This window comes from Brevibacillus sp. NSP2.1 (genome assembly GCF_000470975.2).
In the GTDB taxonomy this organism is placed as follows: Bacteria; Bacillota; Bacilli; order Brevibacillales; family Brevibacillaceae; genus Brevibacillus; species Brevibacillus agri.
Genome location: NZ_CP048274.1, coordinates 1324498 through 1341029 on the forward strand (window position 1 = coordinate 1324498; position 16532 = coordinate 1341029).

At 53.6% G+C, this 16532-nt stretch carries 18 protein-coding genes and 1 pseudogene; 12 read left to right on the forward strand and 7 right to left on the reverse strand.

Annotated elements, in window-relative coordinates; translation table 11 throughout:
- The first annotated feature begins 1 nt into the window (after position 1).
- The 3 genes from M655_RS06515 to M655_RS06525 all read left to right on the forward strand — a co-directional run bounded on the left by M655_RS06515 (position 2) and on the right by M655_RS06525 (position 2486).
- Complete coding sequence (locus M655_RS06515; RefSeq protein ID WP_005830441.1) at positions 2-676, forward strand: tetratricopeptide repeat protein; 675 nt, start codon at positions 2-4, stop codon at positions 674-676.
- Positions 677-863: 187 nt separating this feature from the next.
- Positions 864-1583: a 3'-5' exonuclease gene (locus M655_RS06520; protein WP_005830439.1), complete on the forward strand. Its 720-nt coding sequence runs from the start codon at positions 864-866 to the stop codon at positions 1581-1583.
- 36 nt (positions 1584-1619) lie between these two features.
- Positions 1620-2486 carry a GNAT family N-acetyltransferase gene (locus tag M655_RS06525; RefSeq protein WP_026558170.1) on the forward strand — a complete coding sequence of 289 codons (867 nt, stop codon included), beginning with the start codon at positions 1620-1622 and terminating at the stop codon, positions 2484-2486.
- Positions 2487-2601: 115 nt separating this feature from the next.
- On the opposite strand, the gene M655_RS06530 is transcribed toward M655_RS06525, so the two are convergent.
- The gene (locus tag M655_RS06530) at positions 2602-3570 is read right to left on the reverse strand and encodes an MraY family glycosyltransferase (protein WP_025845362.1); all 969 of its coding nucleotides are present in this window, start codon (positions 3568-3570) and stop codon (positions 2602-2604) included.
- 156 nt (positions 3571-3726) lie between these two features.
- Here M655_RS06530 and M655_RS06535 point away from each other — a divergent pair, with 156 nt between their 5' ends.
- The 7 genes from M655_RS06535 to M655_RS06565 all read left to right on the forward strand — a co-directional run bounded on the left by M655_RS06535 (position 3727) and on the right by M655_RS06565 (position 8241).
- Positions 3727-4158 carry a hypothetical protein gene (locus tag M655_RS06535; RefSeq protein WP_005830434.1) on the forward strand — a complete coding sequence of 144 codons (432 nt, stop codon included), beginning with the start codon at positions 3727-3729 and terminating at the stop codon, positions 4156-4158.
- A gap of 103 nt (positions 4159-4261) precedes the next feature.
- A complete protein-coding gene (locus tag M655_RS06540) occupies positions 4262-4780 on the forward strand; it encodes a GNAT family N-acetyltransferase (protein ID WP_005830432.1) in 519 nt (172 codons plus the stop codon).
- A gap of 140 nt (positions 4781-4920) precedes the next feature.
- A complete protein-coding gene (locus M655_RS06545; RefSeq protein WP_005830430.1) occupies positions 4921-5511 on the forward strand; it encodes a TetR/AcrR family transcriptional regulator in 591 nt (196 codons plus the stop codon).
- A 19-nt stretch (positions 5512-5530) separates the two neighbouring features.
- Entirely contained in the window at positions 5531-6223 is a 693-nt protein-coding gene (locus tag M655_RS06550) for a DUF2306 domain-containing protein (RefSeq protein WP_026558171.1), read from the forward strand.
- 153 nt (positions 6224-6376) lie between these two features.
- Complete coding sequence (locus M655_RS06555) at positions 6377-6913, forward strand: hypothetical protein (protein WP_005830426.1); 537 nt, start codon at positions 6377-6379, stop codon at positions 6911-6913.
- Between the two features lie 327 nt (positions 6914-7240).
- Positions 7241-7471, forward strand: coding sequence for a hypothetical protein (locus tag M655_RS06560; protein ID WP_035423219.1), 231 nt, complete (start codon positions 7241-7243; stop codon positions 7469-7471).
- 119 nt (positions 7472-7590) lie between these two features.
- Positions 7591-8241, forward strand: a complete 651-nt coding sequence (locus tag M655_RS06565) for a VOC family protein (protein ID WP_025845356.1) — start codon at positions 7591-7593, stop codon at positions 8239-8241.
- 217 nt (positions 8242-8458) lie between these two features.
- Here the strand turns inward: M655_RS06565 and M655_RS06570 are convergent, their stop codons facing one another.
- The 3 genes from M655_RS06570 to M655_RS06580 form a co-directional block, all read right to left on the reverse strand.
- Positions 8459-9844, reverse strand: a complete 1386-nt coding sequence (locus M655_RS06570; RefSeq protein ID WP_005830421.1) for a DJ-1/PfpI family protein — start codon at positions 9842-9844, stop codon at positions 8459-8461.
- Between the two features lie 124 nt (positions 9845-9968).
- Entirely contained in the window at positions 9969-11330 is a 1362-nt protein-coding gene (locus M655_RS06575) for a sensor histidine kinase (protein WP_026558172.1), read from the reverse strand.
- Positions 11327-12007, reverse strand: a complete 681-nt coding sequence (locus M655_RS06580; RefSeq protein WP_026558173.1) for a response regulator transcription factor — start codon at positions 12005-12007, stop codon at positions 11327-11329. Before M655_RS06580 ends, M655_RS06575 begins: the two co-directional genes overlap by 4 nt.
- Positions 12008-12398: 391 nt before the next feature.
- Here M655_RS06580 and M655_RS06585 point away from each other — a divergent pair.
- Positions 12399-13109: pseudogene (locus M655_RS06585) on the forward strand (aminopeptidase); the annotation flags it as partial.
- A gap of 23 nt (positions 13110-13132) precedes the next feature.
- Here the strand turns inward: M655_RS06585 and M655_RS06590 are convergent.
- Both M655_RS06590 and M655_RS06595 read right to left on the reverse strand, forming a co-directional pair.
- Entirely contained in the window at positions 13133-13561 is a 429-nt protein-coding gene (locus M655_RS06590; RefSeq protein ID WP_005830411.1) for a DMT family transporter, read from the reverse strand.
- A 27-nt stretch (positions 13562-13588) separates the two neighbouring features.
- Positions 13589-14284 (reverse strand): cyclic nucleotide-binding domain-containing protein, encoded by a 696-nt coding sequence (locus tag M655_RS06595; protein ID WP_026558174.1) that lies wholly within the window; start codon positions 14282-14284, stop codon positions 13589-13591.
- Positions 14285-14457: 173 nt separating this feature from the next.
- On the opposite strand from M655_RS06595, the gene M655_RS06600 reads away from it, so the two are divergent.
- Positions 14458-15372 carry an NAD(P)-dependent oxidoreductase gene (locus M655_RS06600; protein WP_235694667.1) on the forward strand — a complete coding sequence of 305 codons (915 nt, stop codon included), beginning with the start codon at positions 14458-14460 and terminating at the stop codon, positions 15370-15372.
- Positions 15373-15470: 98 nt separating this feature from the next.
- Here M655_RS06600 and M655_RS06605 read toward each other — a convergent pair whose 3' ends face one another.
- Positions 15471-16532 carry an AI-2E family transporter gene (locus M655_RS06605; RefSeq protein WP_007784367.1) on the reverse strand — a complete coding sequence of 354 codons (1062 nt, stop codon included), beginning with the start codon at positions 16530-16532 and terminating at the stop codon, positions 15471-15473.

A 16532-nucleotide genomic window follows, 5' to 3' on the forward strand; every position in this document is an offset into this window, starting at 1 on the left:
TTTGGGGAAACTGTTCTTGTTCTCAATCCTGTGGTGGCTGACAGGCAATCCGTTTATCGCCATGCTGATTATTTTGCTCGTCCTGTATTTCCTGGATCGCCGCTTTGTCCGGCTGCTGCCTGACATTACCAAGCCGTATCGCCGTTGGAGAAGGCTGTCGGCGTTACGCACGCAGTTGCGGCTGAACCCGCACGACACGCCAGCCAAGCTGGAGGCGGCCCGTCTGCACATGGAAAAGCGGCAATATGCAGAAGCGCTGGCTTACTTGGAAGGGATCGCCGCCACGATGCAGGATTCGTCCGAATATTTGTGTGACAAAGGCATCTGCTTGCTGAAGACAGGGCGGATGGAAGAGGGGCTGGAGCTGATCGGGCAGGCGTTGAAGCTCAATCCGCGCGTCAGATACGGGGAGCCGCGCCTGATTGTCGGGGAAGAGTACGCGAAGCGCCAGCAGCGGGAAAAAGCGCTGGAATACCTGGAGGAGCTGGCGAAAATGAACATGTCGTCGTGCGAGGTGTACTTCAAGCTTGGCGTCGTGTACGACGAGCTGCAGCAAAAAGACAAGGCGAAGGCATCTTTTCGCGAAGCGACAGAAGTGTACCGGGGACTGCCCGCCTACAAGCGCCGGACAGAAAGGCGCTGGGCGCTGCTCGCGTGGCTGCGGAAAACGTTTTGAAAATCCGGCACAACCAGATAGAGGCTTTTCGTGGCTGCCATGTACGGCAGCCATTTTTTGCTTTGTTTTTTGTCCGCGCTCCTATACAATTATCCATTAAATAAGGAAAGCGTTTGCCTGCTGCTTTTTGCAATCCATGCCCGCAACCGTTCATAATAGAACCAATACATTCAGGATGTGATACTGCTTGCAAATCATTGTCTATGACCTGGAAACAACCCTTACCCATCAACGGGACAAGATCCCGGAAATCATCGAGATCGGTGCGGCAAAAGTCGTGACCGGAAAAAACGGCGTGGAGGTCGACACCTTCCAGCGCTACACGTTTCCGGCCATCGAGCGCAGAATTACGGAGCGCACCCGCAAATTTATCGGCCTGGACAAAGAAAACATGCCGACGTTTATTCCGTTTCGCAAAGCCTTCGACGCTTTTCTCGACTGGATCGGCACGGACGAGGACTACTATTTGTGCTCGTGGGGCCAGGACGACAAACGGCTGATGATCGAGCATTGCGCCCGCTTCGGACTTGATTTCAACTGGCTGCGCAACTACAACGACATCCAGCCCGCGATCAGCATGCTGCTCGCCGACCGCAAGCAGATGAGTCTGAAAGACGCGATTGATGCAGCCGGCATCGTTCAGGAAGGAAGGCTGCACTCGGCTTTGGTCGATGCCATACATACGGCGCACCTTTTAATCAAATACAACAAGACCGTCCACCTTTCGCAAAACACGCCCGAGCAAAACTACAATTTGTCCAGCTCGCTGTACGTGACGTGCCGCTCCTGCAAAAAGCTCAAATACTACACCGCTTTTGGCAGAAAAAGCAGAAGATGCCAGGCGTGCCTGCAACATAAAAAGCAACTGGAGCAGACGGCGGAAGCGACAGCCACGAAGCAGAGCTAGCGCGCAGGCGATGAGCAGCAGAGGGAGAGAAGAGAAATGATTCGCAACCTGAAGGAGCGCGACCTGGGCACGGTCGTGGCGATGCTGCAAAAAGAGGTGCAATGGCGCCCGGTGGAACTCGCGGCAATCCTGAAATCGGCCACGGTGTTTCTCTGTGAGGAGCAAGGGGAGATCGTCGCTTGCGGCTTGTACGATTTAACCTCTTTTGGCGAAGAGGGGACGGCGGAAATGTACGTGTACACACGTCCCGAGCAGCGCAAAAAAGGGATCGGCTCCCGGCTGTTCGACCTCGTCTGGACACAGTTGCTTGCGCACGAACAGAAGCCGACGGCGGTCGTCGCCACGTATCGCATCGACGAGGGCGATGCCGGGGGGTTTTTTGCCAAAAAAGGCTTCGCGCCGTTGTGGGGACAGCATACGATGAAGTACACAGGCGGGATGGTGCCGGAGCCGACGCTTGCGGTCAAGCCTTTTGCCGAGCAGGAGCTGCCCTGCTACATCCAGTCCCAAAGCGACGCCTACTATGAGGTGCGCAAAAGCATTGATCTGAAGCCGTACCGTCTGACCGACTACTGCGAACAAACGATGGACTCCTGGCAAAAGTGGCTGCTCACGGAAATGAAGGACGACATCTACATGTTCTACGAGGAACAGGGCGAGTTTGTCGGCTCGTTGATCGTGACCCCGCACGGCGAAGCCTACGATGTTTTCGTCGACCCCAAGCACCAGAAAAAAGGCTACGGCAAACAGCTTGCCCGGTTTTTCATAAACCGGACGCTGGAAAAAGGCTTGCAGCCGTACCTCGTGACAGGAACGCACAACAAGCCTGCGATTGCTTTGTACGAAGGGACAGGCTTTCGGATTACCCAGACGATGCTGACGGCGAAGCGAGCGCTCCTGTAGAGAAGCGGGCCTCGCCTGGCCTGGGCGACAAGCGAAAACGGCTGCGCCAGCCAGCCTGTTCAGCATAAAAAAATGCCGCAGGTCCGTGGGAGGACCGAAGCGGCATTTTTTCGTTCTATACACCCAGCAAAAGCAGGATAATCGAGGTCAGCGAGAAGCACATGCTGATTAAGCATAGAAACGCCACGACCTGCTTGGGATTAAGCCCCGTGCGCAGCAAGCGGTAATGCACCTGGCTGGCGTCTGCCTGGTAGATCGGCTTGCCTTGCATGAACCGTTTTGCTACGACGAACAGGTTGTCGAAGATCGGCACACCCAGCGCCAAAATCGGGATGAACAGCGACAGGACCGTTGCCTGTTTGAAGGCTCCGTCCAGCGCGATCACGGCGAGGATAAAGCCGAGAAAAGTCGCCCCTGCGTCTCCCATGAAAATTTTCGCGGGCGGCTTGTTGTAGCGCAAGTAAGCGAGAGCGACCCCGATCAGGCTGATCGCCATGATGGCGGAGGTCGTCTGTCCTTTGACAAGGGCGACGACGAACAGCGTACCGGCAGAAATGGCGGTCAGCCCTCCGGCGAGGCCGTCCATGCCGTCCGAAAAGTTGATGACCGTCGTCACACCGAAAATCCACAAGATCGTGAGGATGAACTGCAGCCATTCCGGCAGCAGGATGTACTCCCCGCTCAGCGGATTGTAAAAGCCGGAGAAGTTGATTCCGGACAAGTACACGATCACGGCGGCGGAAAGCTGGACGATCATTTTTGGCAGAGCGGAGAAGTCTTTGCCCTGCGTCTTGTACCAGTCGTCAATCGTGCCGATGGTAAGAAGGAGCAGCGAGCCGATCAAAACGGCAATCGTCTGTTCCGGCGATTCTTTGGAAAACAGCAGAAACGATGTAGCGAAGCCGACGAAGATCGCATAGCTGGCGGTTAGCGGGATCGGCTCCCGATGAATCTTGCGCTCGACGTCTTTCCGGGGCTTGTCCACAAAATCAAGGCGAAACGCCAATTTGGCCAGCGGTGGAATCAGCACCATGACGATAGCAAACGACAGCAAAAACGAAATCGCGTATGTAATCATGACCATCTCCTACGAAAAGACAGCTTTTTTTTGACAAGTCTATTATAGGAAGGATTCCAAATTTTGTCGACTCTTGCCGGGAAAGCTGGGGAGGTACCAAAAAAAGTTGGTACTTATTTCATGCAGCGCGAAAAAATATAATCCCTTCTAGGAGGGATCGGGATGGAATACATGGCCTTATGGTTCATCTTGGGTATCATTTTTATGCTGTTATGGACGACAAAAGGGATAAAGGGCTGGGTCAAGGCCGCTGTAATCGTCTATTATATCGTTCTGTCGTACGTGTTCATCTCACGCAAGGAAGCAATTTACGCGGAGTATCATACGCTGCCGGTGCCGGAGCAATTTTGGGACAACAATTCGGCGTGGGTCGAGTCCATGCTCGGATTTTTCTTTGTTCCGTTTCTGCTCGTGCTGCTGTTCAACTACTACGGTTGGTTCAAGGCTGCCCGTGGAACGGCGCAAAAATTTTGGATCGCGCTCTCGATTGTTCCGGCAGGGGTTGTGTATGCGTGTCTTTTTTTCATCTTTAGCATGTACGGGTATCGTCCATTACGGATCGGTGATATATGTATGTTAATTTTTCTTACATAAAATGTTCCGTTTTAACTGACAGCGCTCCGTTTCTCGGTTATAGTGGTGCTAAAGGATACAGAATAATCACGCACATAGCGAAACGTAACGGAGGGGACAAAGCATGACGCCAGGTTTATCGTATCGAGAAGTGATCCAGCCAACGGAGCAGGAGCTTCGCGAGCTGGCCGGGCTGCTGGTGGATGTCGTAGCGGATGGGGCTTCCGTCGGGTTTTTGCCGCCACTGGCCTGGGAAGAAGCATACGCCTACTGGGCCTCGGTAACGGGCGAGCAGGTGGTAGTCTGGGTGGCAGCCAATGAAAACGGCATCGTCGGGACAGTCCAGCTCCACCTGGCTGAGCGGCCAAACGGACGGCATCGGGCGGAAATCGCCAAGCTGATGGTGCATCCTTCCGCGCAGCGGCAAGGCATTGGCCGCACGCTGATGCTGCTTGCACAGGCGCGGGCGCTGGCCGAGAACCGCAGCCTGCTCGTTTTGGATACGCGCGCCGAAGATCCGTCCAATCGGCTGTATCAGGCGATGGGGTACCAAGAGGGCGGGAGAATCCCGCACTACGCCATGTCTGCTGACGGCAGCCTGCACGACACGGTGATCTACTACAAACTCATCGTCTCGCAGTAAAGCGTAAGCAGCAGCGAAAAGCAGCGCCAAGCGGACGAAGCGACGTCCGTGTTTTTTCTTTCGCTTGACAAACCGACCGACGGTTTGTATAGTGGTCGTAAGGAACCGACTTCCATGTCCATTTTCTACAGGAGGATACTATGTCATCGATTCATCAAAACCCCAGCTTCCAATTGCTGCTGACGGCGACAGAGGAATTGATTTTGGAAAAAGGATGCCAGCAGACGACGTTGCAGGACATCATGAAGCGTTCAGGCTTGTCCAAGGGCGCGATCTACCATTACGTAAAAAGCAAGGATGAACTGCTCGGCTTGCTGTTGCAAAGACGTTTTGCCGCCATCAGCCAGCGGTTTTACCAAACCGTAAAAGAAGGGGGAAGCGAATTGACGGGGGCACTCGGGAGTATCTCGCAGGGCTTGCGCCACATTCACAACCCGCGCGATGTGACGAATCTGATCCTGATTTACTTGCTGAGCAAAAGAGAAGACCCGGTGATTGGCGAGATGCTTGCCAAGCTGCACGAGGAGAGCATCCAGACGTCGAAGGAATGGATCGAGGTTGGGCAGCGGGCTGGCGTGATCCCGGCCACGCTCGATGCGGAGAAGGTCGCGATTTTTTTCACGATGATTACGTACGGCATCCGGATGAAGACGCAAATCGCGCCGAATGCGAGCGGACTGACTGTCGATGAAGTGCATCAGATCATGTATCAGACGCTGACCAATGGTTAGCAGAGGGGGAAACAGCGCCATGCTTCTTTTCTCGATTTTCAAAGTGATTCACATCATCGCCGGATTTACCGCCTTGCTCGTATTCTGGCTGCCAATCGTCACCAAAAAGGGAGGAAAGGCGCACGTGCGCTCAGGCTGGGTCTACGTGATCGCGATGGGAGCAGTCGCGATCTCGGCCCTCGTCATGGGCATCTGGCGGATCGGATTCGATCCGGATAAAACGGTCGAGTCCGTCGCCTTCGCCTGGTTCCTCATTTTCATCTCGATTTTGAGCTCGGCGACAGCCTGGTACGGGATTCGCGTGCTGCGGTACAAAAACCGCAAAGCGGCGCATCGCCAACCGGTCGACCTGCTGTTTCCCGCTTTGCTGGTCGCCTCGGGCGCAGCCATGAGCCTGTACGGGGCGACGATCGACTTTACCCTGCTGACCTGGTTTCCGTTCATCGGGATTTTCCTCGGCACGACGCAGCTTGTGTACTGGCTGCGGCCGCCGGGGCGAAAGCTCCACTGGTGGTTTGAGCATCTGGGAGGAATGCTCGGCTGCTGTATCGCGACGATTACGGCCTTTACCGTATTCGGTGCGCCGCGCCTGCTCGGCCTAAGCTCTGTTCACCCGCTCGTCTGGTTTATGCCGACGATCGTCCTCGTCCCCTGTAGCATCGGATTTTCCCGCTATTACCACAAAAAATTCAACTCATCCAAAAGCGCATGACTGCATCGGCAAAGCTTCCTCGATGAATGAGGGGGCTTTGCTATTTTTCTAAAAGCCAGTGCCAAAAGTTTTATGGAAAAAACGAAACTTTCCAGCTATTGGCTCGTCTCATTGAAAGAGTAAATTTCGTCCCGAGAGAAAGGAAGGTTGGAAATGGCGAAACTGTCTTTGGCAGCACTTGTTCCGTTGCGTTCAGATATTGCCCACAAGGTCAGCGAGCTCGATCAGGAGCGCGAAAAAAACGCCTTCTGCGTCTATGTGAAAGGCGAGCAAGCGGAGGAGCCGACTCGTTCGTTTGCGCTCATCACGGAAGAGCTGGAGGAAGCGCGCGAAGACTTCCGCGTCATTGACGAGCTGATCCACAGCGCCAATCTCGCCCACAAAATCACCTGGAACAATCAGGAGATCAGCCTTTTTACTGCGATGCAGATTGCGAAGCATATGCGCAAGGAAGCTGCCTCGCTGAAGCGATACGGTTCGATGAAAAAAGAGGAACTGAATACGGGCGGCTACTTCAATGGCGGGGACAAGACGATCACGCGCGCCATGTACGACATTGAAAAAGCGCGGGAAAGCGGCTTGAAGCTGGAGAGAAAAGTCAAGCGCTTGTCCCAGTTGATTGAAGACGAATGCCACAACATTTTTCTGGAGTTTCCGCAGGCCGAAAAATATATCGAGCTGGAAGACTAGGCACAGCTTCATGTGCTTAGCTTAGAAAACGTAACGGATTGCGTTTTGTAAGCTGAGTACATCTCAGCCACAGGAAATCGCGGACAACGCCTATCCTTGTGCGAGACAAGGACCCCTATGAGCGCTGGTCGCTCGTAGAAATGTATGACAGAGCATACGTGCTAATCCTAATTTGTATGGGTAGAACGAATCGCCAGACGCCTATTCGGTTCATCGGTTACTCGTTCGATTCGGCTGGACAACCGCGAACACCAACCTCCCTATTTCGTCCCGTTTCCTGTGCCTTATTCTGAAAATCCAACTCCTTCTCTTTCGGCAGAGAAGGTTTTGTTATGCCGCCACGCTACAATTCCCCTGGGACACGACGGACATACGGCGCTCTTGCTCGCCGTCGCGAAATGGATGGCTGAAAACCGGGAAGCGGTCAAGCCAAACATCGTGTTTTTGTGCGGAAAAAAGAGCGCCTATCCGCATCATCTCCCCAAATTTGATATCGACGAGGAAGAGATCGGCACGGCTATTGATCGGTTTCTGAATCTGGTCAAGCATTTCGCGTGACTAGCGGCAAGCGATTCCTGTTTGGGGATCGCTTGTTTTTTTCTTCCGCGGCGAAAAGGGCTGCCGCTTCCCGGGCGCTACTTATGCTACTATGGAAGAAAAAAGGAAGTGAACGGCCGATGAAGCTGCAAAAGGTGACGTTGACGACGAGCAAGCCGGAAGAACTGCTGGCTTTTTACACGCAAGTTTTGCACATGCCGCTGATCGAAAGCACGCCCCGCTCGTTTGCCGTATCGGTAGGGGAAGCCACACTGGCTTTTCAGCGGGCGGAGCAAAAGCCGTTTTACCATTTTGCCTGCGGCATCGCGGAGCGGGCGTTCGATTCGTATGCGGAAGCGATCAGACAGCGCGGCATCGTTTTACGCAGCAAAGACGGGCAGGAGGTCATGCAGTCGTACACGTGGAAAGGAAAGCAGCTCTACTTCGCAGACCCGGAAGGAAACATTTTGGAGCTGCTGGCTTTTCCGACAGAGGCGAAGACGGATTGGCTCTCGATTCAGGAAGTCGGCATGCCCGTTCCCGATGTCGCGGCATTCGCGGCTTCGCTCGCCCCGATCCCGAGCGAATTTGAGGCTGAATCGGAAGTCTTTCGCTTTTACGGCGATCAGGACGGCGTGCTCGTGCTGGTAAAAGCAAACCGCCCGTGGTATCCGACCGACAGAGGGGCCACCATCCATCCTATCGCGATCGAGCTTGCGCCTGAGCCTGAGCGGGGACAGCAGGGGCTTGTGCATACGAGTCCGCCGTTGCCGTACCGGATCGTCTGCTGAACGGAACGGTTGCCGACTGCGTTCCAAAGACAGAGAAGTGGCGCTGCGGGAAATCAGCATCGTGTTTGCTACGCTGATCGGCGTCGTCTGGCTCAAGGAGCAGACACGCACGCATAAAAAAACACCTTCAAGATTGTCCCCGATCTTGCGAAATGATCGGATCGTCTTGAAGGTGTTTTCATCTGTTTCACATGCTTGGGATCAGTTTCGGCAGAGATTACAGCGTGCGCTTGTGCAAACAGCAAATCGATTTCTTGGCAATGAACTTGCGATCAATGAAAAATGCCGTAAAGAAAGCAAGAGCGAGAGTAAGCAGCAGGTGCGCATAGGTCATGAGAGGAAGCGCACTGCCTTCCAGCTTGATATTGTCGAAGCGGTATTCCAAACGCTTTACGCCATGCCGGGCTGTCAGCAGGTCTTCCTGCTTGGCCAGGTCTTCCAATGGAGCTTCAAACACATAACGGTTGGGAGAATCGGCGTGAATGAGCAGAGTCACATCGGCCTTGCCTTTTTCATTCCAAAACTTGATGTCATCGTGAGCCAGCGAAGGCGCGTCGCCGCCAGGGATAATCATTTTATCCAATTGTGGCGCATTCTCGATGGTGTGTCGTGCCACGATGTTGAGGTGATGCTTGGTCGTAAGCGGTGTCATCGTCCTCGAAATGGTCCGAACGCGTGTCGTTCCTGTGTCCGCGTACGAGTCAAAGATCGAAGACAGGGCCAGTTCTTCCATGCCGTCATAGAGCAGCACGCCCATTTGCTTTTTCTGCCAGCGGAATGTGCTATTCAGAATGTAGGTGGAAAATTTGTAGTCGAGAACAAACGGTTCCACTTTTGGATTCGCGACAAATTCGTAATTCGGATAGCTGATTTGTTTGGCAATGCTTGCTGCTGTCGGCTCGCCCACTTGCTGCGAGATGAGGTGAAGCACCGCATCGATACCAGCCGTTTGACCGGATGAAGTCAGCGTATTTCCTTCGTGGACATATCTCACATCCTCTACCCAAGTCGTATCCGGGTAGAATACTCGCAATGACGGAATCGCTTGCCAGTGAGACGCAGCCGATTTTCCTTTCAGCAGACCGGCATCAGCCAGGTTGCCTGACCCCCCGCAAATGCTCAGGAAAGTGGTATCGCTGTTAGCGTGTTTCTGAATCCACTCGCGGGTAGGGGCATATGTCGCTTCATCGATAATGGGCATAAACGGGACTACGATTACGTCAGGGTCTTTCCCCAACAGAGCATCCAACTCTGCATACGTGTAGTGCGGGACGACATCGAGTCCGCCTGACAGAGCTTTGAGGTCTTTGTCGGGTGCGACAGCATAGACATTATACGCTTCTGTCATCGAGAGCAGCGTGTACGGAATGAGAAAATCGAAATCCTCTGTTGTAATCGAAGAATCTCCCAAGACGACTGCAACGGTAGGTTTCGCCGGATCATGAGGGGGAATGGTGACTCCCTCCAGGGAAGGGACGGCCTCTTCGCGGAGCGCGTTGTAAAATTCCTTCTGCGTATGGGAATATCCAAGAAAGCCAAGACCGCCTACAAATACAACCAGACTAAGCAGATACACCGCCAAACGCAACAAAACTTTTTTCACTTTCGATTCCTCCTGTTTACGATACCCTTGTAGGGTAATCAGCTTCTAAGAGGAATATAAAGCAGCTATGTGAACTGAATATGAACGGAAACAAAAAAAGAAAAAACCGCACGCTGGCGGTTTTTCACTGCGGCAAGGTCACTTCAAACGTCGCTCCTTTTCCTGCTTCCCCTAAAACCCGAATGCTTCCCCGATGCCCGTCAATGATTTGCTTCACGATGGACAACCCAAGGCCGTTTCCTTTTACAGCAGAATTGCGAGCTTTGTCTACTTTGTAAAAAGGCTTGAAAATGTGAGCCCTTTCTTCTTCAGGAATCCCGATTCCGTTATCGGAAATGGAAACGATGCACTGATTGCCTTTCTTGACAGCCGTGATTTGAATCGTGCCGTTTATAGGTGTGAATTTGATGCTATTGCTCAGCAGATTGATCCACACCTGGCTGAACTGGTCCTCGTCTGCTTCTATCATGAGCGGCTCCAGATGAAGGTCGAAGTCGATCTGTTTGGTTTCCCAGTGTGGAGCAAGCGCAATCACGACCTTGCGAATCTGCTCGTCGAGACGATACGTCTTGGTGCGCAGCGGCATGTTCTCTTGCTGCAGTTGGGATAATTGCAGCAAATTTTGGCTCAACCGAGACAGTCTCTCGCTCTCTTCCTCGATAATGGTCAAATAGCGAAGGCGGTTTTCCTCGCTTACTTCCTTGTGCTTCAACGCCTTTGTGAAACCGGAAATCGAAGTTAAAGGGGAACCGATCTCATGCGAGACGTTGGAGACGAAATCCCGCCGCATTTGATCCAGCATTCCGAGCTTTTTGGCCATCTGGTTGAAGCTGGCGCTCAAGATTCCGATCTCGTCTTTGCGCTTGATAGGTACTTCTACTGCGAACTCTCCTTCCGCCATTCGCCGGGTGGCTTCGGTCAATTGAACAATCGGCTTGACCAGGTAACGGGCGGCGATGAGAATCAAAAAGCTTCCGATGAACAGGATTAAACCGTACAGCAAATGAATCGAATTCATCAATTCTTCGTCAGCGCTGTTTCGTTTCAGCGTCACGAACAAGGCATAAGGCTGTCCGTCCACCTGAAAAGGCAGGCCAATTACAGGCAGTGCAGCTTCATGGGAAGCAGAAGTGTCGCTTCGCAGCAGATCGGTTAGCTTTTCACCAGCGAGGACACGCGCGACATCACGAGGCTCCACCTGCAACGAGGCTCCTTTCTCGGCGAGGAGCGGAACGCCCTCTGCATTGTAAAGCTGCGTATGGGTTAGGGAAAGGCCCGACAAGTGCTGCATGAGCGGAACCAGCTCTGCGGTGGGAGTGGATTGGTAGGTGGCGATCATTTGGCTTCCGTTTTCGATGAGTATGTCTCGGACGATGCCTTTGGCGCGTTCTTCATACAGCCAGGTCGTAATGAAAAAAGCCGTCACCAGGCTGAGCATGACGATTCCGACGAACACGAGCACGACCCGTGTATAGAGCGATTTCATTGCGCTGTTACCTCCAGTCGATAGCCCAAACCGCGAATCGTCACGATGCGAAATCCGGATTCGGCTTCGGGGAACCGCTCGCGAAGCCGCTTGATATGCACATCTACCGTTCGTTCGTCCCCTTCATAATCGAGCCCCCAAATTTGTTCGATCAATGTTTCGCGAGTAAATAATTGCCCGGCATAGTTGCCCAGTTTGTACAGCAGTTCAAATTCTTTCATGGGGATCGTTTTGGTCTGTCCGTCTGCGTATACCACCAGATAGCGTGAACGGTCCAACGAAAGATGGCCAAGCGTAATGATGTTGGATACCGAAATGCGATACCGCTTGAGCAGTGCCTTTACGCGCAGAACCAGTTCTACGGGATCAAACGGCTTTACCAGATAATCATCGGTCCCCAGCTTGAATCCATGGATGCGGTCCTGCGCCTCGCCTTTGGCGGTAATCATGATGATCGGCATATCGCCAAACTCACGCAGTTTGGAGCATAGCTCCCAGCCGTCCATTTGCGGCATCATGATGTCGATAACCGCCAAATCCACGGCATGATTTTCCGCGTATGCCAATGCGTCTGCTCCATTTGTTTTTTCTACAATGTCAAACCCCTCGTCTTTTAAGTACAATGCGACCAATTCCCGAATGTGCGGGTCGTCATCGACCACTAATGCCCTTGGCACGCTCATCCGCTCCTTTCCGTTCTGCATATCAGGACCGTCATTACTGCATTTTTACCATTTACTATAGGGCCTTCTGTTTTTGGGAACAAGTAGCAAGTCTTGCCCACTGGCGGTCAAACGTTTGTATGCAAAAGGAGCTTACCCGCACCTGCGTTTTATCAGGCCACGCGTCGAGCGGGAGTGGATGCTCGGGCTGACAGCGGCACAGCTTGCGCAAGTCGCCGAATGGGAAAAAGACATGTGGAACGGCATCCACGGCTACATCGGCATTCACGGTGAGACGAATGACAGCGAGTATAAAGACGTGCCAGAGGAAAAGCAGCGGCTGCTTGCCGAAGCTTTTCAACCCATGGCGCACCGCGTCGACAATGAAATCAAAGGAATCCGTATTCATTACCCGACGGCGGCAACCGCGCAAAAGGCAAACATGAGCACAGACGCTTTCGAGGACTTTTTCTTCGACGTCTGCTCGTTTGACTACCGGAAAATGGCCAAGGCAAGCACGCCGCTGTAAGAGCTGATGGACAAAACGGATCAAGTGCGGATAGTGGGGCCGGGAACCGACCTGGCTTTTTCCATCAAAGGAATCGGCACACAGGTGGCGGTCGGCAAGCGGAATATGCCGGACGGGGAAGTGTACACAGCGCCCGTGCGCGGCTCGCTCCACGGAACGATCCAGTACAACGCGCCAAGCCGCTACAGAGGGACGGCTTTTGACAACGTGCGCTTCACGTTTCGCGAGGGCAAGATCGTCGAGGCGACGGCGAATCATACCGAGAAGCTGAACGAAATACTGGATACGGATGAGGGAGCGCGCTACATCGGAGAGTTTGCGATTGCGTTTCATCCGCACATTTTGCACCCGATCGGCGACATTTTGTTCGATGAAAAAATCGCCGGGAGCTTCCACCTGACGCCGGGACAGGCGTACGATTCGGCGGACAACGGCAATCGCAGCACGATTCACTGGGATTTGATCGCGATTCAAAGGCTGGAGTACGGCGGCGGGGAAATCTGGTTTGACGACGTGTTGATCCGCAAAGACGGAAGGTTCGTGCACGAGGCTTTACTGGGGCTGAATCCGGAGCAGTTGATTTTGTAGGAGGGCAGATGCGCCCTCCTTTTTTATTTCAGCTTAAAGACGAGCACGCCTGCGATCATGATGCCGATTCCCAGCAGTTTGTTTGCGCCAAGCGGGACTTTTTCCACGCCGAACAAGCCGAGAGAGTCGATGAGCAGGGCGACGAGCAACTGGGAGATGAGCAGGATGGAGACGGAGTAGGCCGGGCCGATCAAGGTGATGCCTTTCATGACGCTGAAAACGATCAGCGCCCCGAATACGCCTCCGAGCAAGTACAGCTTGTTCACTTCCCCGATTTTTTGCCAGTCCCCGTCGCGGACGATGGCGAAGACGGCGAGCGAGACGAGGAAGCCCAGCCCGTGGACGATGGCGTTCGTTTGCCACAGGCCCAGCTTGTCGCTCGCCTGGGCATTGAAGACGCTCTGCAAGCAGATGAACACGCCTGCGAGCAGCGAAAACAGAATGCCTTGCATGCTTTTCACGCCCTCCTATGCGGCCATTTATTCGTAAATGTTGCCGCTCGCAAGCTCCACGACTTTTTTTCGATTGTGAATGTGCAACGCCCCTCTTTTCCGCTCGATGATGCCGGACGCGCTCATGCTCTGAATGACCCGGTTCAGATGACGGTAGCTCGTGCCCAGCTCCGCTACTTCTGTGAGCTTCGCCGTCTTCAATTCGTCCGAGGCAGTCGGCTGCGTGCCGCCTTCGAGGGTGGAGAGCAGGTAGCTTGCGAAGCGGTTTTCCACCGGATACAGCAAATTCAGGCTCGTCGAGTTGGACGAGGTGTACAGCTTGTGGCTGATTTTTTGCAGGATGAACTGTAAAAAGCCCGGATGGTTCTGGTAGCGCTCGTGCAATACTTTGAAGGGCAAGGCAATCAGCTTGCCCGGATGGACAAATTCAACCGTGTTGCGCGCCTCCAGCCGCGTGACGAACTCCACGTCGCCGATGATCGCCAGCGGGTTGTTGAAGCGCAGCAGCAGCGACTTGCCGTTGGGGAGCGTCGTGAAAATTTTGATTTTGCCTTCGACGACGAAGTACATGTGCTGGAGCACGTCGCCTTTGGCGCACAACAGCTCGCCTTTTTCCGCCTGGTACAGATGCATTTCGCGGATGGCGGCAGCGTCGAACAGCTCGTGCAGACAACTGTTTTCGATAAAAGCGTGGAGCACAGCTCGATCGTGTATTTCCTTCATGGCAATCCTCCGAGAAAAAAGGATGGGGCAGACGGCATCTTCTATAGTAAAAGACTGGGGGGCGAGAAAAAAGGACATATGTCCTGTTGGCTGAAAGTGTGGCCGTGCAGGCGCTCGCTTTGCCAGAGAGCAGCAGGAATATCCCGCTTTGTTCCAGAACTATACGGGTAGGTATTACAGAGAGAAACGAGGGAGCTGGTAGCGTGACTGTACGTGCAGAAGAAACGGTTATCGGGTTTGTAGGAACGGGCGTCATGGGCAAAAGCATGGCGGGACATTTTTTGCGGGCAGGGTATCGGGTGCTCGTTTATACGCGCACGAAGGCAAAAGCCGAGGAACTGCTGGCGGCAGGAGCAGTCTGGAAGGAACGGGTAAGCGAGCTGGCTGCTGAAGCCAATGTCATCATTACGATGGTCGGATACCCGTCTGATGTGGAAGAAGTGTACCTTGGGCCTGAGGGCATCATTTCGCATGCGAAGCCGGGTACTTTTTTGATCGATATGACAACGTCGAAGCCTTCGCTCGCCCAAAAAATATACGAGGAAGCGAAAAAGCATGCGCTGCATGCGCTGGACGCCCCGGTGTCCGGCGGAGATGTCGGAGCGCGGGAAGCGCGGCTTGCGATCATGGTCGGCGGCGATCAGGAAGCGTTCGACGCGGTGGAGCCGCTGCTTGCGGTCATGGGCAAAAACGTCGTTCTCCAGGGCGGCCCTGGTGCCGGACAGCATACGAAAATGTGCAACCAAATCTGCATCGCGACCAATATGATCGGCGTGTGCGAAGCGATCGCCTACGCGAAAAAAGCGGGATTGGACCCGGCGCGCGTGCTGACGAGCATCGAAGCGGGAGCGGCGGGCAGTTGGTCTTTGTCCAATCTGGCTCCGCGGATGATTGCGGGCAATTACGCGCCCGGCTTTTACATCAAGCATTTTATCAAGGACATGGGCATCGCCCTGGAAGCGGCCGAGGAGATGGGACTGTTGACGCCTGGGCTCGCGCTGTCCAAGTCGCTCTATGAGGAGCTTGCGGAAAAAGGCGAGGCAGACAGCGGGACACAGGCGCTGATTAAATGGTTTGAACGCGAGTAGCACAATTTGGAAAGAGTAAAGCAAACAAAAAAGGAGCCCGCACGAGAAGGGCTCCTTTTGCTTGGTTATGTCGAGGATTGAGGCGGCTGTCCGTTTTCCTATTTGGCATTGACCCGCACGTCCAGCACTTCTTTGGAAACAGGTCTGTTTTTGGACATCGGGGTTCCCATTTTTTTTACTTCCAAAATGTCGAGCAAAAATACAAACGACGGAATCCCCACGATCAGTCCCCAGACGCCGAAGAAGTGTTCGGAGAAGATCAGGACGACGAACGTGTAAAAAATCGGCAGATGGGTCTTCGACGCCATCAGGCGAGGGTTGAGGACGTAAGCTTCCATGGCGTGAATCAGCATGATGAACACCAGCAGGTAGATCACCGTAGGCAAGCCGCCGATGCTAAAGGCGATGGCGCTGAGCGGAATCAGGGAAATGATGACGCCGGCCACGGGGATCAGCCCGAGCACGAACACCATCAGCGCCAGGCCAAACAAGTTCGGGAAGCCGAGAATCCACAGGCCGATGACCGTGAACACAGTGTTGAACAGGGCGATCAGCAACTGGGTTTCAATGACTTTTCCAAAGGTCAAAATAAACTTTTGGCTGAAATATTCAATCTCGTTGTACAGCCACGACAGCTTGCTGGTGCGGAACTGCGCGGTAAACGCGATCACGTTGTCCTTGCCCAGCAGGAAAAACAGGCTGAGCAGCAGCGCCAGAAACAGGTTGAAGCCCATGTCCTTGACGACCGTCAAAAAGTCAAGACTCCCTTTGACAAGCCCTTTCATGTCAAGCTTGTCTAGGGCGGACATGAGATAAGGCGCAAATTCGTTATGCTGGTTTTCCCGCACCACCTGCTCGATGAGGTGGATCAATTGCCCGGTTTGATGAATCAGGGCCGGGAAAGCTTTCATCCCTCCGCCAACCAGAAAGGCCGTCAACAGTGCGTAGAGGGCTATGAGAATCAATTTGGGATGGACGGGCACGAGCTTGTGAGTCGCCCTGGTGAGAAACAGGTGCAGCCGATCCATCAAAAATGTGACGAGAAACGTGAGCAAAACGACATTGAGCATGCTTCCGAGCGAGTAGAGCAGGAAACAAAACAACGCCAAAATACCGAAACGTCTGAAATCCTTATTTTGCAAGACGGTGAGCAAGTTCAT